This window comes from Amycolatopsis sp. NPDC004368, from assembly GCF_053602515.1.
In genome coordinates, this window is record NZ_JBSGDT010000001.1 from 455,037 (window position 1) to 478,091 (window position 23,055).

At 68.8% G+C, this 23,055-nt stretch carries 18 protein-coding genes; 8 read left to right on the plus strand and 10 right to left on the minus strand.

Annotated features, from left to right (window positions below):
• Nucleotides 1-23 precede the first annotated feature (23 nt).
• Complete coding sequence (gene trxA / locus ACWEOE_RS02055) at nt 24-347, plus strand: thioredoxin (RefSeq protein WP_452002604.1); 324 nt, start codon at nt 24-26, stop codon at nt 345-347.
• 277 nt (nt 348-624) lie between these two features.
• Nucleotides 625-1,773 (plus strand): N-acetylmuramoyl-L-alanine amidase, encoded by a 1,149-nt coding sequence (locus ACWEOE_RS02060; RefSeq protein ID WP_452002607.1) that lies wholly within the window; start codon nt 625-627, stop codon nt 1,771-1,773.
• Nucleotides 1,774-3,816: 2,043 nt separating this feature from the next.
• Here ACWEOE_RS02060 and ACWEOE_RS02065 read toward each other — a convergent pair.
• Nucleotides 3,817-4,461 (minus strand): GNAT family N-acetyltransferase, encoded by a 645-nt coding sequence (locus tag ACWEOE_RS02065; RefSeq protein ID WP_452002610.1) that lies wholly within the window; start codon nt 4,459-4,461, stop codon nt 3,817-3,819.
• A 183-nt stretch (nt 4,462-4,644) separates the two neighbouring features.
• On the opposite strand from ACWEOE_RS02065, the gene ACWEOE_RS02070 reads away from it, so the two are divergent.
• Together ACWEOE_RS02070 and ACWEOE_RS02075 are read left to right on the plus strand one after the other, a co-directional pair.
• Nucleotides 4,645-5,964 carry an aminotransferase-like domain-containing protein gene (locus tag ACWEOE_RS02070; protein WP_452002613.1) on the plus strand — a complete coding sequence of 440 codons (1,320 nt, stop codon included), beginning with the start codon at nt 4,645-4,647 and terminating at the stop codon, nt 5,962-5,964.
• 33 nt (nt 5,965-5,997) lie between these two features.
• Complete coding sequence (locus ACWEOE_RS02075; protein ID WP_452002615.1) at nt 5,998-6,942, plus strand: D-alanine--D-alanine ligase family protein; 945 nt, start codon at nt 5,998-6,000, stop codon at nt 6,940-6,942.
• On the opposite strand, the gene ACWEOE_RS02080 is transcribed toward ACWEOE_RS02075, so the two are convergent.
• The 9 genes from ACWEOE_RS02080 to rpmH all read right to left on the minus strand — a co-directional run bounded on the left by ACWEOE_RS02080 (nt 6,943) and on the right by rpmH (nt 16,286).
• A complete protein-coding gene (locus tag ACWEOE_RS02080) occupies nt 6,943-7,542 on the minus strand; it encodes a DinB family protein (RefSeq protein WP_452002618.1) in 600 nt (199 codons plus the stop codon). It lies immediately after the preceding gene.
• A 156-nt stretch (nt 7,543-7,698) separates the two neighbouring features.
• A complete protein-coding gene (locus ACWEOE_RS02085) occupies nt 7,699-8,718 on the minus strand; it encodes a ParB/RepB/Spo0J family partition protein (protein WP_452002621.1) in 1,020 nt (339 codons plus the stop codon).
• On the minus strand, nt 8,715-9,641 hold the full coding sequence (locus ACWEOE_RS02090) for a ParA family protein (RefSeq protein WP_452002624.1): 927 nt from the start codon (nt 9,639-9,641) through the stop codon (nt 8,715-8,717). Before ACWEOE_RS02090 ends, ACWEOE_RS02085 begins: the two co-directional genes overlap by 4 nt.
• A gap of 87 nt (nt 9,642-9,728) precedes the next feature.
• A complete protein-coding gene (gene rsmG, locus ACWEOE_RS02095) occupies nt 9,729-10,409 on the minus strand; it encodes a 16S rRNA (guanine(527)-N(7))-methyltransferase RsmG (RefSeq protein ID WP_452002627.1) in 681 nt (226 codons plus the stop codon).
• 3,169 nt (nt 10,410-13,578) lie between these two features.
• Nucleotides 13,579-14,148 (minus strand): Jag family protein, encoded by a 570-nt coding sequence (locus ACWEOE_RS02100; RefSeq protein ID WP_452002631.1) that lies wholly within the window; start codon nt 14,146-14,148, stop codon nt 13,579-13,581.
• Nucleotides 14,149-14,178: 30 nt separating this feature from the next.
• Nucleotides 14,179-15,348: a membrane protein insertase YidC gene (gene yidC / locus ACWEOE_RS02105; protein ID WP_452002632.1), complete on the minus strand. Its 1,170-nt coding sequence runs from the start codon at nt 15,346-15,348 to the stop codon at nt 14,179-14,181.
• A gap of 4 nt (nt 15,349-15,352) precedes the next feature.
• Nucleotides 15,353-15,685: a membrane protein insertion efficiency factor YidD gene (gene yidD / locus ACWEOE_RS02110; RefSeq protein ID WP_452002635.1), complete on the minus strand. Its 333-nt coding sequence runs from the start codon at nt 15,683-15,685 to the stop codon at nt 15,353-15,355.
• 4 nt (nt 15,686-15,689) lie between these two features.
• On the minus strand, nt 15,690-16,121 hold the full coding sequence (gene rnpA, locus ACWEOE_RS02115; protein ID WP_285971342.1) for a ribonuclease P protein component: 432 nt from the start codon (nt 16,119-16,121) through the stop codon (nt 15,690-15,692).
• Between the two features lie 21 nt (nt 16,122-16,142).
• On the minus strand, nt 16,143-16,286 hold the full coding sequence (gene rpmH, locus ACWEOE_RS02120) for a 50S ribosomal protein L34 (RefSeq protein ID WP_452002638.1): 144 nt from the start codon (nt 16,284-16,286) through the stop codon (nt 16,143-16,145).
• Between the two features lie 600 nt (nt 16,287-16,886).
• Between rpmH and dnaA the strand changes: the two genes are divergently transcribed.
• The 4 genes from dnaA (at nt 16,887) to recF (ending at nt 22,928) form a co-directional block, all read left to right on the plus strand.
• Nucleotides 16,887-18,680 carry a chromosomal replication initiator protein DnaA gene (dnaA, locus tag ACWEOE_RS02125; RefSeq protein ID WP_452002641.1) on the plus strand — a complete coding sequence of 598 codons (1,794 nt, stop codon included), beginning with the start codon at nt 16,887-16,889 and terminating at the stop codon, nt 18,678-18,680.
• A 1,010-nt stretch (nt 18,681-19,690) separates the two neighbouring features.
• Nucleotides 19,691-20,824, plus strand: a complete 1,134-nt coding sequence (gene dnaN / locus ACWEOE_RS02130; RefSeq protein WP_285971339.1) for a DNA polymerase III subunit beta — start codon at nt 19,691-19,693, stop codon at nt 20,822-20,824.
• Nucleotides 20,825-20,870: 46 nt separating this feature from the next.
• Nucleotides 20,871-21,761, plus strand: a complete 891-nt coding sequence (gene gnd, locus ACWEOE_RS02135) for a phosphogluconate dehydrogenase (NAD(+)-dependent, decarboxylating) (protein WP_452002644.1) — start codon at nt 20,871-20,873, stop codon at nt 21,759-21,761.
• A 12-nt stretch (nt 21,762-21,773) separates the two neighbouring features.
• Nucleotides 21,774-22,928, plus strand: coding sequence for a DNA replication/repair protein RecF (gene recF, locus ACWEOE_RS02140; RefSeq protein ID WP_452002646.1), 1,155 nt, complete (start codon nt 21,774-21,776; stop codon nt 22,926-22,928).
• Nucleotides 22,929-23,055 lie beyond the last annotated feature (127 nt).

The window sequence follows — 23,055 nt, forward strand, 5'->3', positions numbered from 1 at the left end:
TTCGACCACCCGAAGGAGAAACCATGGCCAACACCGTGAAGGTGACCGACAAGTCGTTCGTGGACGACGTCCTGACCAGCGAAAAGCCGGTCCTGGTCGACTTCTGGGCGACGTGGTGCGGTCCTTGTAAGATGGTCGCCCCGGTGCTCGAGGAGATCGCGGCCGAGAACGGCGACAAGATCACCGTCGCCAAGCTCGACATCGACGAGAACCCGAACACTGCGCGTGACTACCAGGTGATGTCGATCCCGACCCTGATCCTCTTCCAGGGCGGCAAGCCCGTGAAGCAGATCGTCGGTGCGAAGCCGAAGGCCGCGCTGCTGTCGGACCTGAAGGACGTGCTCTGACCGAGCCCGCGCTGTCCAGTCGCTGAGAACCCGGGCCTGCGAGAACTCTTCGCAGGCCTGGGTTCTCGCACGTTCGGGCGAAGTGTCCGTGGCCATGATCACGCAGGTGCACGCCCACGTCCGTCCTAAGGCGGCTTGCGCTCGCCCGGGGCATACCGACCGGGCCTGCGCGCTCACCGAGAGTTCACAGGGCACAATAGGTGCCTGGGCTTACCACCCACACAGGTTTTGTTTCGCATCGAGCCGGAATCGGTGCCTGAGGAAGAGCGAGGAGTGCATGCGGGTACTCCGCCGCGGTGACGCCGGGCCGGACGTCGCCGAGATCAGGTCGATCCTTGCCGGGATGGACCTGCTCCCGCCGGTGGCGGGGACCGATCAGTACGGCACGTTCGACGCCGCTGTCGAGCACGCCGTGCGGGCCTTCCAGCAGCGTCGTGGGCTGATCACCGATGGGGTGGTCGGCCCCGCGACGTTCCAGGCGCTGAAGGGCGCGAGCTTCCACCTGGGGAGCCGCCCGCTGCAGTACATGCTGTCCTCGCCCGTGCAGGGCGACGACGTCTTCGCGCTGCAGGAGCGCCTCACCGAGCTCGGCTTCGACGCCGGCCGTCCGGATGGCTACTTCGGCCCCCAGACCGAGCGCGCTCTGAAGACGTTCCAGCGCGACATGCGCCTCTCGCCGGACGGCATCTGCGGCCCGGCCACCATCCGCGAACTGCACAGGCTCTCCTCGCCCCGCGCCCGCGGCGGCCGCCCGGTGTTCCTGCGCGAGCAGGAGCAGGTCCGCCAGGCCGGCCCCCGCCTTCGCGGCAAGCGCATCGTCATCGACCCCGGCCACGGCGGCGAAGACCTGGGAGTCGTCGCGGGCGGTCTCCGCGAAGCCGACATCGCCTGGGACCTCGCCCGGCGCCTCGAAGGCCGCATGCAGGCCACCGGCATGGAAGCGCTCATCTCGAGGGGCCCCAACCACAGCCCCACGGACTTCGAACGCGCCCGCTTCGCCAACGACGCCGGCGCGGACCTGTTCCTGTCGCTCCACAGCGACAGCAATCCGTCCCCGCGCGCCCAGGGCATCGCCAGCTTCCACTTCGGCACCGGCAACGGCACCACCTCAACGGTCGGCGAACTCCTCGCCGGCTTCATCCAGCGCGAGGTCGTCGCCCGCACGGGGTTGAGGGACTGCCGCACCCACTACAAGACGTGGGAGATCTTCACCCGGACGCGCTGCCCGGCCGTGCGCGTGGAGATCGGCTACCTGACCAACCCGGATGACTCGCGCAAGCTCTCGGATCCCGCTTTCCGCGACATCGTCGCCGAGGGCATCCTGATCGCGGTGAAGCGCCTCTACCTCCTGGGTGAAGGCGACCAGCCGACGGGCACGTTCACTTTCGCGGACGTGTTGGCTCACGAGCTGGCGAAGGCTGAGTAGGGATTCTTGTTGGTGCGGCCGGGTCTTTGGGCTCGGCCGGGGGTTTGCTCTGGCGCTTTGCGTCCTGACGCTTGTGTTCTGACGCTTGTGTTCTTGGCTCGGGCGGTCTCGGCCCCATCCGCTGTCCTCAGGGCTTCGCCGTCGCCACAGTTGTTTCCTTGCGACCACACCGATCATCACGGCTCAGATCTCACCTGGGCCACTCACCCTTCGCGCCTGCCCTTGAGCCGCCGAGTTCAACTCGCTGGGCACCTCCTCGCGATCGGTATTGGCTCACCGTCGGTCCACGACCACGGGATGAGCTTCCTCGACGCCGAACCGCCGGGACTCAGCCGCGACAAGTGCCGGGCACGGCACTCTGGCGAGTCCGTGCCGCCGGGCGCTTCACCACGGGCCATGGCGGATAGTGGGCGCCGGACAACAAGCGGCCCAGCCCACGAGATCCACGAGATCCACGAGCCGAGGTACTTCCTCGACACCGGCACTGTCATCTGCGGCCCTTACGTGAAGTTCGAGAGCACCAGCGCCAGCACATCCAGCCAGCAGCAGCGAGCACGGAGCCGCCGGCCACGGCGCAGTCGATGACCACGCCGATCACCACGGGCACCAGGGCTTCGCCACTCCGCACCGGCACCTCGACACCGCCGCAGTGCTGCTTCGCCCGATTCCCGATGGCCCCACCGGCCCCACGGTCTGTCTCGAACCGCGCCCGATGAGACCACCTCACGGGCCGAGCCGCTGAACGCCACCGCCTCGGCCGGCACTCGCAGGCTGAGCCGTCGCGGCTGTGAGCCTTCGCGGCCAGCTGGCTGGAGTCGCGGGGACTCGTGTTCCGCATCCAGGACCGCATGAGCAGCTGCTGTCCCGTCGCCCCGGCTCGCAGTTCGTGCCGTACACCGCCGACGGCGAATCCGGTCTCGCACGCTGAGCCACTCGCGGACCTCACAGCCGGCCACCCACCGGCACTCGCACGTCGAGGCGCTCGGTGATCGGCTGCCCCATCCTCGGCAGCCGCGCAACCCGCCCGCGACCGGTCAACCAATTCACGTCTGGTCAGCCGACCATGCGCCAGCCAGGCCCGACTACCAGGCAAGGGTCGGTCGGCCTGCTCTTCCCCGCCCGGTCTACCCAGTCCGATCCACCCGCTCGGCCTACCCGGTCCGGTCTTCCCGCTCGGTCCGCCCGGTTTCCCCGGCTATCCGCCTCGCCCCAGCTCCATCCTGATCACGCGCGCACCAGCGCCGGGACCCTCGGCAGCCGCGCGCCCCACTCCACCACCGCACCCACATCCGCCTGAGGCACCATCCACAGCCCACCCACAATCACCCTGAGTAGCCACCCCAGCCGCGACAGCCGAACGCACCCGCCGCGTCACCCCTCGCCGATACCCCACAGCTTGTGCACAACTCCGCCCCCATCCTCATCCCAACCGGTGCACAGGCCGACTCAGGTGGAGTAGTCCACCGTCACCCTCAAAACCGGAGCCCGCGACCGCTTCAGCCGCCCCGCCGACCGCCACAACCCGTTGCGCCTGCCCCGCCGCCAACACACCACACCTGGGGGCAGCCCCCGCCCACCTCGGGGGGCGTCCCCAGATCCAGTCTACTCATCCACAGGTTTTCCACGGCCTCTATCAGGGATCTGTGGATAACTCGGGGTTTCTTCCACAGTTGTGCACAGCCGGGTAAATCGGGTATTTCGGGCTGGGTAAAACCGTGGTAGGCGGGCGTCGCGAAGATCTTTCGGGGAAGGCGGGTGGCGTTTCGGTCGAGGGGAGGCGCCGGTGCGGGTGGCACGAAGTTGACCTCGGGCGATGCGGCAACGAGCAGCGCTTGAGCGGCGATGTTAGGCAAGTGGGTGACGCGCGTGAGGCGGGTGGCGAGCCCGAAAGCTTCGTCAGCGGGAGGTCGGCGAAGAGTTCGGCGAAGCGTCGGATGGGCAGAGCGTGAGCACAGAAAGTGACCATCCACCGGGGCTTTGCGCAGGCCCCGGAAGCGATCAGCTGAGCGCAATGCAGGTGCACAGGAAACCCGAGGACGAACGTCAAGCTCGCCCGAGGCTCGGTTCCGCCGTCGTGATGGTGACCTGGCCGAGGAGGCGCTCCAGGGCGGCCTCGACGTCTTCCTTCCACGTGATCGCCGAGCGCAGCTCCAGGCGCAGGCGCGGCCACTTCGAGTGCGGACGCACCGTCTTGAAGCCGACGCTCTGCAGGAACGCGGCCGGCAGCACGCACGTGTGCTGGCCCATCGGGTCGACTTCGTCGGGCTGGGCGTCGCCGAAGGCTTCGATGGCGCGGACGCCGCGTTTGGTCAGGTCCTTGGCCACGGCCTGCACGAGCATGCGGCCGAGACCGCCGCCGCGGAACTCGGGGAGGACCTGGAACGCGGTGAGCAGCACTGCGTCGGCACTGGGCGGCGAGGTGGGGAAGGCGAGGGAGCGCGGCACGGCGTTCGGCGGCGCGTACAGCACGAAGCCGACCGGCAACGTGTCGCTGTAGACGATGCGGCCGCACGAGCCCCACTCCAGCAGCACGCTGGAGACCCACGCTTCCTTCTCGACCTCGGTCGAGCCGAACTCCTCGGCCTGGGCCTTGAGGTGCGGAGCGAGCTCCCAGTAGACGCACCGCCGGCAGGCCTTGGGCAGGTCTTCGAGGTTGTCGAGTGTGACGCCCACCACGCGACGCGACACCTGGAACCTCCCCGAATCCCTCACGACCGGCATCCGCTCCCCGCAAGAGCGCAGGAACGGCCGGAAGAGCCACTCGAAGAATAGGACGATGTGATGAGCGCCGGAAGAGCGGGGACCAGGAAGAGGCCCTGGTTACACTCGATGGATCTACCCGCAGGTACCACCGAGCCCTCAGGTGTGTCGATGACCGAGAACCGCCCCGCGAAGCCGCAAGCCGGCCGTCACAATCTCGACCCTCACCTCGACCGGTACGCAGCGCGCACCGCCGGGATGACCGCTTCGGAGATCCGGGCGCTCTTCGCGGTGGCGAGCCGGCCCGAGGTCGTGTCGCTGGCCGGCGGGATGCCGAACCTCGCCGCGCTGCCGCTCGACACGCTGTCGGCGCAGGTCGCGGAGATCATTGCCGACGAGGGGCTCGTGGCGCTGCAGTACGGGTCCGCGCACGGGATTCCCACGCTCCGTGACCAGATCTGCGAGATCATGGCTCTCGAGGGCATCCAGGCGCACCCGGACGACGTCGTGATCACCGTCGGCTCCCAGATGGGCCTGGACATGGTCACGCGTCTCTTCTGCGACCCCGGCGACATCGTGATCGCCGAAGGGCCTTCGTACGTCGGCGCGCTGGGCTCGTTCGCGGCGTACCAGGCGAAGGTCGTGCACGTCGCGATGGACGACCAGGGGCTCGTGCCCGAGGGGCTGCGCGAGGCGCTGCGGCAGGCCGAGAAGACGGGCCGACGCGTCAAATTCCTTTACACCATCCCGAATTTCCACAATCCCGCCGGCGTCACGCTCGCCGTGGAGCGCCGCGCGGAGATCGTGGAGATCTGCCGTGAGCACGGGGTGCTGATCGTCGAGGACAACCCGTACGGGCTGCTGGGTTTCGATGGCCAGACCTACCCGGCGCTGCGCTCGCTAGACCCCGACAACGTGGTGTACCTCGGATCGTTCTCGAAGACGTTCGCTTCCGGCCTGCGCGTCGGCTGGGTGCTCGCGCCGCACGCCGTGCGCGAAAAGCTCGTGCTGGCAGCGGAATCCGCGACGCTGTGCCCGCCCACGTTCAACCAGATGATCGTCTCGCGTTACCTCGCGACGCACGATTGGAAGGGCCAGATCAAGAAGTTCCGCGAGAACTACCGCGAGCGGCGCGACGCGATGCTCTCGGCGCTGAACCAGTACCTGCCGCCCGGTTGCTCGTGGACGAATCCCGAAGGTGGCTTCTACGTGTGGGTCACCGTGCCGGAAGGTGTTGACACCAAAGCGATGTTGCCGCGTGCGGTCACCGCGCGCGTCGCGTACGCGTCGGGCACCGGCTTCTACGCCGACGGGTACGGCTCGCGCCAGATGCGCCTGTCGTACTGCTACCCGACGCCTGAACGGATCCGCGAGGGCGTGCGCCGGCTCGCGGCGGTGCTGGAGTCCGAAATGGACCTCAGCCGCACCTTCGGTAGCGTGAAGGCACGCACCATCTCGGGGCCGGAAACCCCGTCGCCGGACACGGTCTGACCGGTCCGCAGCAAAACCTAAGGAGTTCCCTCGGTGGTCGACCGTACCGTTGCCGTGCTCGCAGGCGGGCTTTCCCACGAACGCGACATCTCCCTCCGTTCGGGTCGCCGGCTTTCGGCCGCGTTGCGCTCCGAGGGGCTGACCGTGCTGGAGTGGGACACCGATGCCGGGCTGCTCGAACGCCTGCGCACGCAGCGGCCGGACGCGGTGGTCGTGGCTTTGCACGGTGGCGAGGGCGAGAACGGTTCCGTGCAGACGGTGCTGGAAATGCTCGACGTGCCGTTCGTCGGCACCTCGAGCATGGGTTGCCGCCGCGCATGGGACAAGCCGACCGCGAAGGCGTTCGTGCAGCAGGCCGGGTTCTCGACGCCGGACTGGATTGTCTTGCCGCACAGCACTTTCCGCGAGCTCGGCGCGCAGTCGGTGCTCGACGCGATGGTCGAACGCCTCGGGCTGCCGATGATCCTCAAGCCCGACCAGGGCGGCTCGGCGCTGGGCACGCAGGTCGTGCGCGAGGCCTCCGAACTGCCCGCGGCGATGGTCGGCTGCTTCGCGTACGGCGACACCGTGCTCGCCGAGCAGTTCGTCGACGGCGTCGAGGTCGCCGTCACGGTCGTCGAGGGTGAGGACGGCGCCGAGGCGCTGCCCGCCGTCGAGATCGTGCCGGAGAGCGGCGTGTACGACTACACCGCGCGCTACACGGCCGGCCTCACCGACTTCTTCACACCCGCGCGCATTTCCGAGGCCGCGGCGAAGGCCGTCGGCGAGCTCGCCGTGGCGGCCCACCGCTGGCTCGGGTTGCGCGACATCTCGCGCACGGATGCCGTGATCACCGCTGACGGCACGGTGCACTTCCTCGAGGTGAACCTGTCGCCGGGTCTCACCGAGACGTCCACGGTGCCGATGGCCGTCGAGGCGGCGGGGAAGTCACTCGGATCGGTGTTCGCGGACCTCGTGGGGCGCGCTGTCGCTCGCTGATCACCGCGCGCGGTAGAGGTCGCGCAGCAGTGCGATCTCGGCGCCGTGGTGCAGCACTTCCTGGTTGACCCACCACACGATCTCGAGCAACGGCTCCTCGGGATCACTGCCGTGCGGGTAGGTGCACAGGCCGACGGTGTCGAGCGCGGCGTCGTCCAGGCTGAGCAACGATTCCCGCCACGCGGTGGCGCCTGCTTCGAACGCGGCAATGGCGCTCGCCGCGGTGCCGGCCGGTTCGTAGTCGTCACGGGTGAGCGTTTGGCTGCCCGAAGTGTGGTCGGCGCGCAGGACCAGCATTTCGCTGAGGTGGGACAGGCGCCAGCCGATCGTTGTGATCGGCGGCGGCCACGGGTGGGGGAACGGCGCCGAGTCACGTCCCCAGTCGCCGCGGCCGGAAAGGTTTGCGCTCGCGCCGTCGCGTCGGCGAACTGACCAACACCGCGGCGCCGGCTCCCACAGGAGTTCGTCGTCGGTCATCGGGGCGACGGTGACGGGGGTGCCGTCGCCGCTGTCGACCGCCGGACCCACGAGGCGGTCGACGAGCCGATCGCGCGCGAAGTCGAACTGCCGGAGCAACGGGTCGAGACGCGGTGGGATCACGGTGACGCTCCCGGGTGGACGGACCAGTTCCGCCACACTCCCAGATCCGCCGCCGCGCGGCCGCCGAATTTCACGGCCGCGGCGGCGACCACCCAGAGTGCCGTCCGTTGCGGCGGTGAGCAATCATCACCGTGACGAAACGACCCGGTGTGATTCCTAGTCGGTTTCCTCTGTCTGATTCGCCGTATTTTCGTTCGAGTTCGCGTCGATGAGGGAGACGATGCGCTCGAGGTCGTCGACGGAGCCGAACTCGAGGACGATGCGTCCCTTGCGACGGCCGAGGTCGACCTTCACCCGAGTGTCGAAGCGATCGGAGAGCCGGTTCGCCAACTCCTGGAGCCCTGGCGCCTGGATCGGCTTGCGGGGAGCGGGCTTCGGCTTGGCGGGCTTCTCGCTCTTCTTGAGCGTGACGGCTTCCTCGGTCGCGCGCACCGACATGCCTTCGGCGACGATCCGGGCCGCCAGCTCTTCCTGGCTTTCCGGATCTTCGAGCGACAGCAACGCCCGCGCGTGCCCGGCCGACAGCACGCCCGCGGCCACCCGGCGCTGCACGGCGAGGGGGAGCTTCAGGAGCCGGATCGTGTTGGTGATGACGGGACGGCTGCGGCCGATGCGGCTGGCGAGCTCTTCGTGCGTCACCGCGAACTCGTCGAGCAGCTGCTGGTACGCCGCCGCTTCTTCGAGCGGGTTGAGCTGGACGCGGTGGATGTTCTCCAGCAGCGCGTCACGAAGCATGGACTCGTCTGCGGTCTGCCGGACGATCGCCGGGATCGCCTCGAGCTCGGCCTGCTGCGACGCACGCAGGCGCCGCTCGCCCATGACGAGCTCGTACTCACCCTCGCTCAGCTCACGAACGACGATGGGCTGCATCAGCCCGAACTCGCGGATCGAGTGTTCGAGTTCGGCGAGCGCTTCTTCGTCGAAGACCTGGCGGGGCTGCTTCGGGTTCGGCTTGACGGAGCTGACCGGGATCTCCCGGTAGACCGCGCCGGCGACCTCGCCGCCGACGGGGGTCGCCGCGCCGTTGGCCGCGAACCAGCCCTTGTCCTCACGCGCCGCTTTTTCCGCGGGCGATGCGCCTTCGACGGCGGAGGGCGCCGGGCCGGCGGTGGTGGCCGGTCCGGTCGGGATCAGGGCCGCGAGCCCCCGCCCCAGCCCTCCTCTGCGCTCAGTCATGCGGTACTGCTCCTTCCTTCGGTCGCGCCACGCTCCGCGATCTCCTTGGCGGCGTCGAGGTAGCTCATGGCGCCACGTGAACCGGGGTCGTAGGAGAGCACGGTCTGACCGTAGCCGGGCGCCTCCGAGACCTTCACACTGCGCGGGATGACGGTCTTCAGGACGGTGTCGCCGAAGTGGTTGCGGACCTCGTTCGTGACTTGGTCGGCGAGCTTGGTGCGACCGTCGTACATCGTCAGCAGGATCGTCGAGACGCGAAGCTCGCGGTTGAGGTGCTGCTGCACGAGCTCGATGTTGCTCAGGAGCTGTCCCAGACCTTCGAGCGCGTAGTACTCGCACTGGATCGGGATGAGCACTTCCTGCGCGGCGACCATCGCGTTGACGGTGAGGAGACCGAGCGACGGCGGGCAGTCGATGAAGACGTAATCGACGCCGATCTGGTCGAGGATCTCGTCGGAGAGCGCCTCCTTGAGCCGCGTCTCGCGGTTGGCCATGGAGACGAGTTCGATCTCGGCGCCGGCGAGGTCGATCGTCGCGGGGACGCAGAACAGGTTCGACGACTGCTCGCTGACGGCCGCCGCTTCGGCGAGTGACACCTCGCCGATGAGGACCTCGTAGATGGACGGCGTACCGGAGCGGTGGTCGATGTCGAGCGCGGTGCTGGCGTTGCCCTGGGGATCGAGGTCGATCACCAGAGTCTTCAGGCCGTGCACGGCGAGTGCGGCGGCGAGGTTGACGGTGCTCGTTGTCTTGCCGACGCCGCCCTTCTGGTTGGCGACCGTCAGCACTCGGCGACGGGTCGGGCGGGGGAGCGTGCCCTCCTTCGGGTGCAGGACGCTCGCGGCGCGGACGGCTTCTTCGGCGATCGGCGTCCAGCCCAAGTCGTGGCCGGTGCTCGCAGGGTCGGACGGGCGGGGATTCACCGGTCTCGACACCTCCTCTTGATAGACGACTCGTTGGCGTTCGGACCGCGGTGTTTCACGTGGAACGTCGCGGCCGCACTCGTACGCTTAGCTCCGCCTGCCGCGAGGCCGAGACGGCTTCGGTGGCAGGCGGCGGATCATCACGACCGTGCTGGGAACCTCGAGTACTACTTTCCCGCACTCGGCGAGTTCTGGATCGGCACCGCCGGCCTTCCGCACAGCCACGCGGTCCCGCTCGATTTCCTCTCCCGCGCTGGCACCCTTGAGCGCAACCAGACGACCTTCGGGGCGAACCAGCGGAAGACACCAACCTGCGAGGCGAGCGAGAGGAGCAACAGCGCGAGCGGTGACGACGTCTGCCCCACCCAGCTGCTCACGCACAGACCGCTCCTCGGCGCGTCCACGCACGATGGTGATCGGGAGTTCCAGCTTCTCGGCGACCTCGGCCAGCCAATCGACCCGGCGGGCCATGGGTTCGAGAAGAACGATAGCGAGGTCGGGCCGAGCGATCGCCAGCGGTACACCCGGAAGCCCAGCCCCCGACCCGACGTCCACCACGCGCGCCCCGTCAGGAATCTGCTCCCCGATCACGGCCGAGTTCAGCACGTGCCGCTCCCACAATCGCTCCACCTCACGCGGCCCGATCAGTCCTCGCTCGACCCCGTGCGTAGCCAGCAGCTCCACGTATCCGGCCGCCCGATCCACCCGCTCCCCGAACACCTCCACCGCCGCGGTCCGCACCATTGCGGTGGCGCCGTCCAAGCTCACGCAACCCACTCCTCGCTCCGCGCGTTTCACGTGAAACGCGCTCGTTCGATTGTCCCCGATGCCGCGCCCAAATCGAGCCGACAGACCGCAACTGTGGACAACTCCACTCGGGGAGCCGAGCATCCACAGCCATGTTCCACGTGAAACCGCCGCAGCGGTGGGTGGCGGTGGCGGCGTTTCACGTGAAACGCCACGGTTGTAATTCCCCTCGGGCGTGCGCGGGGTTGTGGCGCCGCAACACCAAGCGACAACGACCGACTTAGCGGCTCGTAGTCGAGCGAGAGGATCGACCTTCTTTGCGCTTCACGCTGGAGCCGTTGGCCCTGTCGAACTTGCCGTGCGCCCGCCAGTGGACGCACGGCAACGGCGACGCATGAGCCGGGAGGTGCTCCGAGCTGAGACCCCGGCAGCCGAGAGCCAGCACCCCATCGTCGAGGGTGTCGCCTGGAAGCCGGGCGGCCCCTTGAAGTGGAGCGCTCCTCGCCGGTCGGGGGAGAGCCCGCTGAGCTGGGCGAGTGTTCACAACTGCCCGCCGGGCCCATGGGCCGTCTGACGGGAGGGCCCACAAGTCAGGAGGCATACACGAGCCCGACGAGTCAGGCCGTGATGGAGAGTCGAACGACGACCAACCTGATTCAGCGATTGCCACACGGCCCCGAGGCACGCCCGGGTTCGCCCACGCGCATCCGCCACTCGATGAAAGTCCACGGGAGGCGGGCCGCGCCGAGGCAAACCGAACGGGGACGAGGGGGATGCAGCCGCCGCGAGCTTGGTCGCGTGCGAGCGGCTCGGGATCGAGGGGGAGTCATGTCCGGAGGTCTCGAAGCCGCTGGGAGTTTCTCGTGATCTGCGGGACCCGGCAACGTCAGTGTCGGCGCGGATCCGCCAATCGAGGACAGGCTCAGCGATGGGCGGTGACCGCGATGGAGCGGGTGTGCTGTCGGGCGCGATGCGGTGGCACCTGAACAGGAATGCGTTCGAGGCCAGCTGTGGTCCCGCTGCCGAGTAGGCACGCCCGGGCTCGTCAGCTCGACGGCTTCAGAAAAACGCGGCGATCCCGCGGTGCGACACGGCAGGCCAACCGGTGGGCAGACCCGAAGGTACGGCGAGCACTCCGGAGCCCCGAGTCCAGCAGGCAGGGCGATTCGGCGATGGCGGCGCTGTGACAGGCACAGCGCCTGCCGCAGTGCGGCGCTCACGCCAGTGCGGCGGGTGTGGCATTGGCGGCGCATACGGCAGGAAGCGTGACGGGCGCGGTAGGCCCGGCAGCAGAGGGTGCGACATCAAAAGCGGGAGCGAAAGCTTGGCGGGTATGGCGGCAGAGCAAGCGGAAAGCTCCGCGAGTGCGCCAGGACGGCGGATGGTGCGCGCATGCGCTGCAGGCAGAGAGACGAGCGCAGCGCGCGGAGGAGCGCAATTCGAAGCGCCGGCGTGGAGGCGACAGCTGGGCGGAAGCAGTAGTTCTACCGACCACGAGCACGGGCGCAGCGGGTCCAGCAGGCAGCGCGAGTAGCACAGCATCACCGGCCCATCGCCAGCCTAGCGGCGCAGCAACGCGGCACACACACAGCTCGGCACAGACCGCGCGGCGGCCAGGTGGAGGCAGCAGCGTGACGGAGTCAGGAGCTCGGCTCGTGCCCGAGCGCAGCGGGAGCAGCAACACCGCAGAGGAGCAGCCTTGGCGGAAGTAGGTGCTTCGCGCGAGCAGCAGCGCAGTGAGAGCGGCAGCGCCGCGGGAGTAGATGCTTGGCGGAAGCAGGAGCGCGGCGAGACCAGGAGCGCAGCGGAGACAGCAGCGCCGTGCGAGTAGGTGCTGGGCGCGAGCTCAGCGAGGCAGTAGCCGAAGCGGAAGCAGCAGCGCCGCGGGAGTAGGCGCTCGGCGCGTGCAGCAGCGCGGCAGGAGTAGGCGCTCGGCGGAATTAGGACCCTGCGCGAGTTGGAGCGCGGCGGAAACAGCAGCGCGTCGGGAGTAGGCGCTCGACGCGAGCACAGCGGGGCCGAAGCGGAAGCAGCAGCGCCGCGCGAGTAAGCGCTCGGCGGAAGTAGGAGCTCGGCGCATGCAGGAGCGCGGCGGGAGCCAGCGCTCGGCGGGATACGCCGCTCGGTGGAGGTAGGAGTGCCGCGCGAGTAGGAGCCCGGCGCGAGTAGCAGCTCGGTGGAGGTAGGAGTGCCGCGCGAGTAGGAGCCCGGCGCGAGTAGCAGCTCGGCGGAAGTAGGCGCTCGGCGCGAGCAGGAGCGCCGTGCGCGTAGCAGCGCGGCGTAAGCAGGAGCCCGGCGCGAGCAGGAGCGCCGTGCGCGTAGCAGCGCGGCGTAAGTAAGAGCGCCGCGAGAGCAGGCGCTCGGCGGGAGTGAGAGCGCCGCGCGCAGGCACTCGGCGGAAACATCAGCACCGCGAGAGCAGGCGCGCCGCGCAAGGAAGAGCGCGGCGGAAACAGCAGCCCGGCGCGAGCGAGTGGGTACCTGAAGCCGCAAAGAGCTGCCAGTGTGCGGCGAGGGGGGTGGCAGCGCCGTAGGCCCGACAAGCGCAGCTGAAGCCGAGAGGTATCGACATAGCGCGAACGGCACGGCAGGGGCCTGAGCGCGGCCAGCGGCGTAATGCTGCAAAGAGCTGCCAACCGTGACACGAGAGGTGCGGCAGAGCCGTGAGGACCACTAGCGCGGTTAGAGCTGCAAAGAGGTGCCAGTGTGACACGAAAGGCGCGGCAGAGCCGTGGGCACGGCTGAAGCCGCCGGGCTGCCAGCACAGCGCGAGGGCGCGGCAACGCCGTGAGCGCGGCTGAAGCCGCCGAGCTGCCGCCGCAGAGCGAAGGGCGCGGCAACACCGTGAGCGCGGCTGAAGCCGCCGAGCTGCCGCCGCAGAGCGAAGGCGCGGCAACACCGTGAGCGCAACTGGCGCGGCTGAAGCCACGGAGCTGTCGCCACATGACGAAGGGCGCTGCAACGCCGACCCCGAAGCACCGAGCACCGAGCACCGAGCACCGAGCACCGAGCACCGAGCACCGAGCACCGAGCACCGAGCACCGAGCACGAAAGCATCAAGTGCCGCGAACCAGCGAAACAACCCCGGGCGAAAGAAGCGGCCCACCGGATCATCCGGTGAGCCGCTTCTGCTCAGTGCTCCTCAGTACTCCGCACTACATCCCGCACCTCAGCAACGGGGGAGAAGGCCTTAGCCCTCCGGGAAAATCACCACGCGGCGCTTCGGGTCTTCGCCCTCGCTTTCGCTGGTGACGCCGTCCACGGTGGCCACGGCGTCGTGCACGACTTTGCGTTCGAAGGGGCTCATGGGCTGCAAGCGGACGCGCTCGCCGCTCGACAGGACGGACTCGGCGGTGGAGCGGCCGAGTTCGCGGAGCTCTTCGCGGCGGTCGGCGCGCCAGCCGGCGATGTCGAGCATCAGGCGGCTGCGGGAGCCGGTTTCCTGCTGGACGGCGAGGCGCGTCAGCTCCTGCAACGCTTCCAGCACCGTGCCGCGGGGGCCGACGAGCTTTTCGAGGTCCTCGCCGCCGTCGATGCTGATGATGGCGCGGCCGGCTTCGACGTCGAGGTCGATGTCGCCGTCGTAGTCGAGCAGGTCGAGCAGGCGCTCGAGGTAGTCGCCGGCGATGTCACCTTCCTGCACGAGCATGTCGTCGCCGCTCTGCTTCTGCTCATCAGCAGAGGCAGAGGTGGCGGCGGCGGGGGAGGCCGTGGCCTCTTCGTCCTGATCGGCGTCGATCGTGTCGACCGTCTCCGACATCATTCGTCTCCTCTCCAGGCCGGATCCGCGTCAGCGACGCTTCCGGCCCGACTTCCTGGTCGAGTCCTTGAGGAGTCCGGGAACCCCGGTTCCGTTCTCCTTGTTCGATCCGTTCTGGGCCGGCTGCTGCGCCGGCTTCGACGGGGTCGCCTTGGTATCCGGCTCGGACGAAGCGGCAGTGGGCTTCTTGCTCTCGACGTCCGAACCGCCGGAGCCCTTCGTCTGCGCGAAGCCGTGCGCCGAACCCGCCTTGGTCACGTTGCCCTGGCGCTGACCGTTGCCGGACGGGTTGTTCTTCTTCTGCTGCACCGGCTTCTGGCCGACCTTCGGAGCCGTCGGCTTCTGCCCCGGCTTCGGTCCGAGCGACGCGCGCTTCTCCGCGGCCTCCGCCTTGCGCGCGGCCTCTTCCTTGTCGATGCGCGTGTACACGAGCCGCTGCTGCATCAGCGTCCAGCCGTTGTTCGCGAGCCAGTAGAAGAGCAGGCCGAGCGGGAACAGCGCACCGAACACGAGCACACCGAGCGGGAAGATGTACATCGTCAGCTTGTTCATGATCGCGGTCTGCGGGGTGGCCGACGCGGCGTTCTGCCGGGCCACCGAGTGCCGCGCGGTGAGGTGCGTGGCGATCGATGCGATGATCATCAGGGGTAGCGCGACGGGAAGCACGTTCCAGTGGAACCCGGGAGCCGCGACGCTGCCGCTGACCACCCCGACGCCGTTGTAAACCGCTTCACCGAGGTTGACGCCGAAGAGCTTCGCGGTGACGTAGGACTGCACGTCGTGCTGGTTGAAGAAGTAGTTCTCGGTCTTCACGCCGCCGCCGGGGGGCTGGATCGTGAAGGCGCGCAGCACGTGGTTCAGGCCGATGAACACCGGGACCTGGAGAAGCATCGGAAGACAGCTGCCCAGCGGGTTGACGCCGTGCTCGCGCTGGAGCTTCTGCATCTCCTGCGCCTGGCGCTGCTTGTCGTTCGCGTACTTCTTCTGGAGCTTCTTCATCTCCGGCGCGAAGTCTTGCATCTTCTTCATCGACCGGACCTGGTTCACGAACGGCTTGAACATGATGCCGCGGATCGTGAACGTCAGGAAGATGATCGCGAGGATCCAGGAGATCGCCGATGCTTCCCCGAACGCGAACCCGAATACCTTGTGCCAACACCACAAGATGAAGGACACGGGGTAGTAGATGAAATCGAGCACTGAGCTACTCCTCGATCGGTGTTTCAGGCATGTGGTGGCGCCACGAGAACTTCTCGGGTACCGGATCGCGGCCCGGCGGTGTCCACGGGCCGCAGCGCAGCAGCCGGCGCAGCGCGAGGTAGGAGCCGCGGCCGGCACCGTGCCGGGTCAGGGCTTCGACTGCGTACGCGCTGCAGCTCGGGTAGAAGCGGCAGGCCGGTGGCAGGAACGGCGAGATCGCCTTGCGGTAGAGCTTGATGGGGAGGAGCAGCACCCAGGCGACCGGACCGGGACGGCGCGGGGCCGCTTCCTCGGTGACGTCGGCGCCGCCGTGGGTGTGCTCGGGAGTGGCTTGCATTGCCTTACACCGCTGATCCGTGGTCGGGGGCCGCGTCCTGCTGACGCGGTTGCCGGGGAGCACCTTCCCCGGCGGTGCGGCGGGACGAGGTGAGTCCGAGCCGGCGCAGCGCCGCGTCGAGATCGGCGCCGAGCTCCGCGCTCGAAGCGGACGCCGCCGGAGGTAATGCCCGTACGACCAACGAGCTGCCCGGGGGCAGTGTTCCGAGTCGAGCCGAAACGAGATGACGCAGCTGCCGGGTCACCCGGTGGCGCACCACCGAGTTCCCGACGGCCTTGCTCACCACAAAACCCGCCCTGGCCGCATCGGGTGCGGCCGCGGACGGGTCCGTGGTCAACGCGTGGACGACGAGGCGGCGCCTGCCTGCCCGGGAGCCCCGGCGGAGAACGACCCGAAAGTCCTCACTCCGCCGTAGACGTGCGGCTGCGGGCAGCACGGCGCGCCTCGACGAGCCGGATCAGGCGGACAGCGAGGCGCGGCCCTTGCGACGACGAGCGCCCAAGATGGCACGGCCGGCACGGGTCCGCATGCGGAGGCGGAAACCGTGGGTCCGCGCGCGTCGGCGGTTGTTCGGCTGGAAAGTGCGCTTGCCCTTGCTCACTGCTACTCCTGTGTCTCGGCCGTCGGGCGACGGATTTTCGGCCGTCTACCGGCATGTCGTGCGGTCGCACGGCAGTCTCTGGTGTCTCCTACCAACGTGTGGCCTCGTCACGACGAGCGACGACATACGTGGGCACGCGAAACGCACCCGTCGCTTACGGGAGACCTTACGAGGGTACGCACCCCGGTCGTGAGCCGTGTAGGCACCCCCTCCGCCACGCTGGGCAACCGGCGCGCGACCTCGGGTTTGCCCACGCCGGGGCACCGAATGGCAACACGCCGTACACCGTGAAAAGCTTGCGCTCAACGATGCCTTGTGGCAGCGGACGAGGCTTGTTAGCGTGCCTCTTCCGGGTCGCCCGGTCTCGTGGCGAGCGGCGTTGTCGCCACCGGGGTGTGGAGGCGCCCACGGCGAACGTCGAGCCCGCAGGGTGAACGGCTGCGGGCAGCCGTACATTAGTGCACAGCTGTGGACAACTATGTGGATATTCGCTGTGCCCGCGCGCAGGTCGGTCCAAGATGACGTCCAGGGGAGAGTTTCGCGGGCGTGCTTGGGGTTGATTCCGCCGTTCACGCCGACGACGGGAGGGGAGCCAGACAGGTGTCCGAGCACCAGCACAATCTGGGCGTCATCTGGGAGCAGGTGGTGCGGGAGCTGTCCGACGGCACCCTCTCGCCGCAGCAACGGGCCTGGATGCGGGTGACGAGGCCGATCGGCCTGCTCGACGGCACCGCCCTCCTGGCCGCCCCCAGCGACTTCGCGAAGGAAGCGATCGAACGCGCGCTGCGGGGTGCCATCACCGACGCGCTCTCCCGCCGGCTCGGCCGCGCCGTCTCGCTCGCCGTGAAGGTCGACAGCACCGAGGCCGTCGCGCCCGCGCCGCGCTACGTGCCCTCACCCGCTCGAGTGGAAAACGGACATCCCGACCACAGCCGCGTCGACCACGGTCACCTCGACACCCGGCACCTCGAGGACACGCGCCACCTCGACACCCGCCACCTCGACACCAGCCACATCGAGGACACGCGCCACCTCGACACCCGCCACATCGACACCAGCCACATCGAGGACACGCGCCTCGACACACCCCGCCCGGACAACGGCCGTCCCGAGAACGGTGCGCCGCAGCGCCCGCCGATCGGTGGCGCCTCCCTCGCCGCCGCGCGCGCCGCTCGGCCCGAGCCGCCGCGGCAGCGCCCGGTACCGCAGCCGGCCCCGATCGAGGAGTCCGACGACCCGAACGAGGAAGTGGACGAGGAAGGCGAAGCTCTCGCCGCCGTCCACGAGATCTGGCCCACGTTCTCCGGCCAGCCGATCGCCGGGCAGCCCTACACCGCGCCCGCGCAGCCGCAGACGTCGAAGACGAAGCTGAACGAGAAGTACACGTTCGACACGTTCGTGATCGGCGCGTCCAACCGCTTCGCCCACGCGGCCGCGGTGGCCGTGGCCGAGGCACCGGCCCGCGCGTACAACCCGCTGTTCATCTGGGGTGAGTCCGGCCTGGGCAAGACGCACCTGCTGCACGCCGTGGGGCACTACGCGCAACGGCTGTTCCCCGGCATGCGCGTGCGCTACGTCTCGACCGAAGAGTTCACGAACGACTTCATCAACTCGCTGCGCGACGACCGCAAGGTCGCCTTCCAGCGCCGCTACCGCGACATCGACATCCTGCTCGTGGACGACATCCAGTTCCTGGAGGGCAAGGAAGGTACGCAGGAAGAGTTCTTCCACACCTTCAACACCCTCCACAACGCGAACAAGCAGATCGTCGTCAGCTCCGACCGCCCGCCCAAGCGCCTCGAAACGCTGGAGGACCGGCTGCGGACGCGGTTCGAGTGGGGCCTGATCACCGACATCCAGCCGCCCGAGCTCGAAACGCGCATCGCCATCCTGCGCAAGAAGGCCGCGCAGGACCGGCTGGCCGTGCCGGGTGAGGTGCTGGAGTTCATCGCCTCGCGGGTGGAGGCCAACATCCGCGAGCTGGAGGGCGCGCTGATCCGCGTGACCGCGTTCGCGTCGCTCAACCAGCAGGCCGTGGACACCTCGCTCGCCGAGATCGTGCTGCGCGATCTGATCCCCGACTCCCACGCGCCGGAGATCACGGCGCCGACCATCATGGGCGTCACGGCGGAGTTCTTCGACGTCACGCTCGACGACCTGTGCGGGCCCGGCAAGACGAAGGCGCTAGCCACGGCTCGACAGATCGCGATGTACCTCTGCCGCGAGCTCACGGACATGTCGCTGCCGAAGATCGGGCAGACGTTCGGCGGCCGCGACCACACCACCGTGATGCACGCGGACAAGAAGATCCGCAAGGAGATGGCCGAGCGCCGGCGCATCTACGACCAGGTGCAGGAACTCACGTCGCGCATAAAGCAGCGCGCGAGGCAGTGACACAGGCTCTGTGACTCGGGCTCTGTGACTCGGGCTCTGAAAAAAGGGCGTCGCCTTCGGGCGGCGCCCTTTTTCAATGCCCGCGGCCGTGAGAGGCCGCCATCCACACCGGACGGCCGCCACGAGCCACCACGAGCGCGCCGTTTCCCTTACCACACAACATCTTCCGCCTCGCCACGGCTCCAACGTGGACGAAGCACGCGTACACAAGCGACGCACCCGAAGCGAGCGGCGTGTGCCTTCGCCCACGTACGCACGCGTACGCAACCATCCCCAACCCCATTGATACACAAGGAGTTCTCCCCACCCTGTGCGCAGTTTGTGCACAACTCCAGCAGATCTCCCAGCTGCACCGACGCCGAAACGGTCCACATCCCGCCCACACGGAATCCACAGCCTTTCCACAGGGCTGTCCACGGGGATTCCACAGGTTGCCCACACTTGATCCACATCGGGCGCCCGTCACTCTCCAGGGCGATTCGGGGCCGTTCGGACGCCCACAGAACCTGGGTACAACTCCCCTCACAGCTGGGGACAACCATGGGGACAACTGCCCTCGGATGTGGATGGATCGGGCCGCCGCCGAAACCATCCACGGATCGCCCGAACCATCCACCGATCCACCACCAGGACTCTCCACACGCCGCCGCACCGTCCGACCTGCGCGAACGAGCTCTGTCCACACAACCCACAGCCCCTATTACTGCTACTGCTCTTAGATCTTTTGAAAGAAAGAACAAAACAAAAACAGGCGATGGACGAAGTTGGGGACAAGCCGTCGAGCCTGTCGCCTTGTCGACAAAGTCAAGGGGAGGCCGAGGTGACGGGACCCCCGGCGACGGCCTAACGTGGATGCCTGCACCTGGTCCGTTCCTGTGCGCCGATCCCGGCACGCCGAAACGGGCCGGCCCGGTGGGGACTCGGTCGCGGCGTACTGGCGCAGTACTCGTGAACCGCCAGCCGCCGACCCTTCACGAGCCGAGGGGCTCGGCTGTCGAAAGGATGCGCGCATGAAGATCCGCGTCGAGCGCGACGGGCTTGCCGACGCCGTCGCCTGGGTGGCCAGGAGCCTCCCGTCCCGGCCTCCGGTGCCGGTGCTGGGCGGTGTGCTGCTCGACGCGGGTGCGGACGGGGAGTCCGACGCGCTGACGGTGTCCGGGTTCGACTACGAGGTCTCCGCCACGGTGGGTGTGCCCGCGACGATCGCCGACGGCGGCCGCCTGCTGGTCTCCGGCCGTCTCCTGGCCGACATCACCAAAGCGCTGCCCGCGCAGCCGGTCGAGATCTCGGTCGACGGCGCCCGCGCCACCATCACGTGCGGCTCCGCGCGCTTCTCCCTGCCGACCATGCCTGTCGAGGACTACCCCCAGCTGCCGAGCCAGCCCGCGTTCGCGGGTGAGCTGACCGGCGACACGTTCGGCCAGGCCGTGACCCAGGTCGTCACCGCCGCCGGCAAGGACGACACGCTCCCGATGCTCACCGGCATGCGCCTGGAGATCTCGGGCGAGACCCTCACCCTCGTGGCCACCGACCGCTTCCGCCTCGCCATGCGCGAGTTCACCTGGAAGCCCGCCGAGGGCCTGCCCGACGCCGCGGTGCTCGTGCCCGCGCGCACGCTCGCCGAAGCCGCGAAAACGCTCGGCGGCGCCGGCAGCACCGTGCGGCTCGCCCTCGCCAGCGGCGAAGGCCTGCTCGGGCTTTCGGGCAACGGCCGCTACACGACCACCCGCCTCCTCGACGCGGAGTTCCCGCCCTACCGGCAGCTGCTGCCGGCGACCCACACGTCGCGTGCCGTGATCGAGGTTTCGGCGCTCGCCGAGTCGATCAAGCGCGTTTCCCTGGTCGCCGAACGGGGTACGCAGGTGCGGCTGGAGTTCGCCGATGGATCGCTGCGGCTTTCCGCCGGTGGCGACGACGAGGGGAGCGCCGAAGAAGAGCTGCAGGTCGACTACGAAGGCGAACCGGTCACCATCGCCTTCAACCCCGGCTACCTCGTCGACGGGCTCGGCGCGCTGCACAGCGACCGCGCGGAGCTCACCTTCACCACCCCGAACCGGCCGGCGCTCATCAAGCCCGCCGACGCCGAGGGCAACGTCGTCCCCGGTTATCTCTACCTGCTGATGCCGGTCCGCCTCCCGGGCTGACCGGTCGTCCACCACCGCGGATTTCGTTACTACCTAAGGGGATCTCATGGTTCAGCTCGGTCTCGTGGGCCTGGGCAAGATGGGCTTCAACATGCGCGAGCGGCTGCGTGCCGCCGGGCACGAGGTCGTGGGCTACGACCGCAACCCGGCCGTCAGCGACTCCGAGTCGCTCGCCGACCTGGTGTCCAAACTGGAGGGTCCGCGCATCGTCTGGATCATGGTCCCCGCCGGTGACCCGACGCGGGCGACCGTGGTGGAGCTCAGCCAGTCGCTGTCCGAGGGTGACCTCGTGATCGACGGCGGCAACTCGAAGTTCACCGACGACAAGCTGAACGCCGAGCTGCTCGCGGCCAAGGGCATCGGCTACCTCGACTGCGGTGTGTCCGGTGGCGTGTGGGGCAAGGACAACGGTTACGGCCTCATGGTCGGCGGCGCCGAGTCCGACGTCGCCCGCGCGATGCCGATCTTCGACACGCTGCGTCCGGAAGGCCCGCGTGAAGAAGGCTTCTCGCACGCCGGCGAGGTCGGTGCGGGTCACTACGCGAAGATGATCCACAACGGCATCGAGTACGGCATCATGCAGGCCTACGCCGAGGGCTTCGAGCTGCTCGAAGCCGCGCACGTGGTCAAGGACGTGCCCGCGGTGATCAAGGGCTGGCAGCGCGGCACCGTCGTGCGCTCGTGGCTGCTCGACCTGCTGGTGCGCGCGCTGGAGGAAGACCCGGAGCTCGACGACCTCGAGGGTTACGTCGAAGACTCCGGCGAGGGCCGCTGGACGCTGGAAGAAGCCGTGAACAACGCGGTGCCGGCGCCGGTGCTCTCGGCCGCGCTGTTCGCACGCTTCTCCTCGCGGCAGAAGGACTCCGCCGCGATGCGTGCCGTCGCGGCGCTGCGCAACCAGTTCGGTGGCCACGCCGTGAAGAAGGCCGGGAGCTAGCCTCCCCCGCTCGTGTATCTGCGACATCTCCAGGTCACCGACTTCCGGTCCTGGCCGCAAGCCGACCTCGCCCTCGAACCGGGGCCGGTCGTGCTCGTGGGCCAGAACGGCCGGGGGAAGACGAACCTGCTCGAGGCGATCGGCTACGTCGCGACCCTGGGTTCCCACCGGGTCGCGACGGACGCCCCGCTGATCCGGCACGGGTGCGAGCGCGCGCTCGTGCGCGTCGCCGTGGTCAACGACGACCGCGAGCTCACGGTCGAGCTCGAGATCACGGCCGGGCGCGCCAATCGCGCCCGCGTGAACCGGGGCGCGGTCGGCAAGCCGCGCGACGTGCTCGGGATCCTGCGCACGGTGCTGTTCTCCCCGGAGGACCTGGCGCTCGTGCGGGGCGACCCGAGTGAGCGCCGCCGCTTCATGGACGAGCTGCTCGTGCTGCGCGCGCCGAGGTATGCGGGCGTGCGCGCGGACTATGAGAAGGTGCTGAAGCAGCGCAACGCCCTGCTCAAGACAGCCGGCAAACGCCGGACCGGCAAGGAGGACCCGTACGCGCTGTCCACCCTCGACGTCTGGGACGACCACCTGTCGGTGGCCGGCGCCCAGCTGCTCGCGGCGCGGCTGAACCTGATCGCGGACCTCGGGCCGTACGCGGCGGAGGCGTACATGGGCGTCGCGCCGGACTCGCGGCCGGCGTCGATCGCGTACAAGTCTTCGCTCGGCGAAGCGCTGCCTCCCGGCTACGGCGTGGCCGGCGGTGAGCGGGCCGACGCGGACGTGCTCCGTGAGCTGCTGCTCAAGGCGCTGGCGGACGTCCGGCGCAACGAGCTGGAGCGCGGGATCAGCCTCGTCGGCCCGCACCGCGACGAGCTCGAGCTGATCCTGGGCGAGGCGCCGGCGAAGGGTTACGCGAGCCACGGCGAATCGTGGTCGTTCGCGTTGGCACTTCGGCTCGGCAGCTACGAGCTCCTGCGTGGCGAAGCGGGTGAACCGGTGCTGCTGCTGGATGATGTGTTCGCCGAGCTCGACCGCAAACGGCGGGCGCGGCTCGCGGAGGTCGCCGCGGGTGCCGAGCAGGTGCTCATCACGGCGGCGGTGGACGAGGACGTGCCGTCGGAGCTGGCGGGGAGCCGGTTCGTGGTGGCGGATGGCGAGGTCACCCGTGCCTGAATCGCCGGAGTCCCCGGCCCCAAGATCAAGCCGGCCACGGCCGGTGATCACGGTCACACCAGTTACCCACCGATCTGGGGACAAACCTGTGGACAGTGTGGATAAACCCGTGAACCGGTTATCGCCC

Coding starts and splice junctions, on each gene's coding strand:
- trxA (WP_452002604.1), top strand. CDS start 24: ATGGCCAACACCGTGAAGGTGACCGACAAGTCGTTCGTGGACGACGTC.
- ACWEOE_RS02060 (WP_452002607.1), top strand. CDS start 625: ATGCGGGTACTCCGCCGCGGTGACGCCGGGCCGGACGTCGCCGAGATC.
- ACWEOE_RS02070 (WP_452002613.1), top strand. CDS start 4,645: ATGACCGAGAACCGCCCCGCGAAGCCGCAAGCCGGCCGTCACAATCTC.
- ACWEOE_RS02085 (WP_452002621.1), bottom strand. CDS start 8,718: ATGACTGAGCGCAGAGGAGGGCTGGGGCGGGGGCTCGCGGCCCTGATC.
- ACWEOE_RS02100 (WP_452002631.1), bottom strand. CDS start 14,148: ATGTCGGAGACGGTCGACACGATCGACGCCGATCAGGACGAAGAGGCC.
- yidD (WP_452002635.1), bottom strand. CDS start 15,685: ATGCAAGCCACTCCCGAGCACACCCACGGCGGCGCCGACGTCACCGAG.
- dnaN (WP_285971339.1), top strand. CDS start 19,691: ATGAAGATCCGCGTCGAGCGCGACGGGCTTGCCGACGCCGTCGCCTGG.
- gnd (WP_452002644.1), top strand. CDS start 20,871: ATGGTTCAGCTCGGTCTCGTGGGCCTGGGCAAGATGGGCTTCAACATG.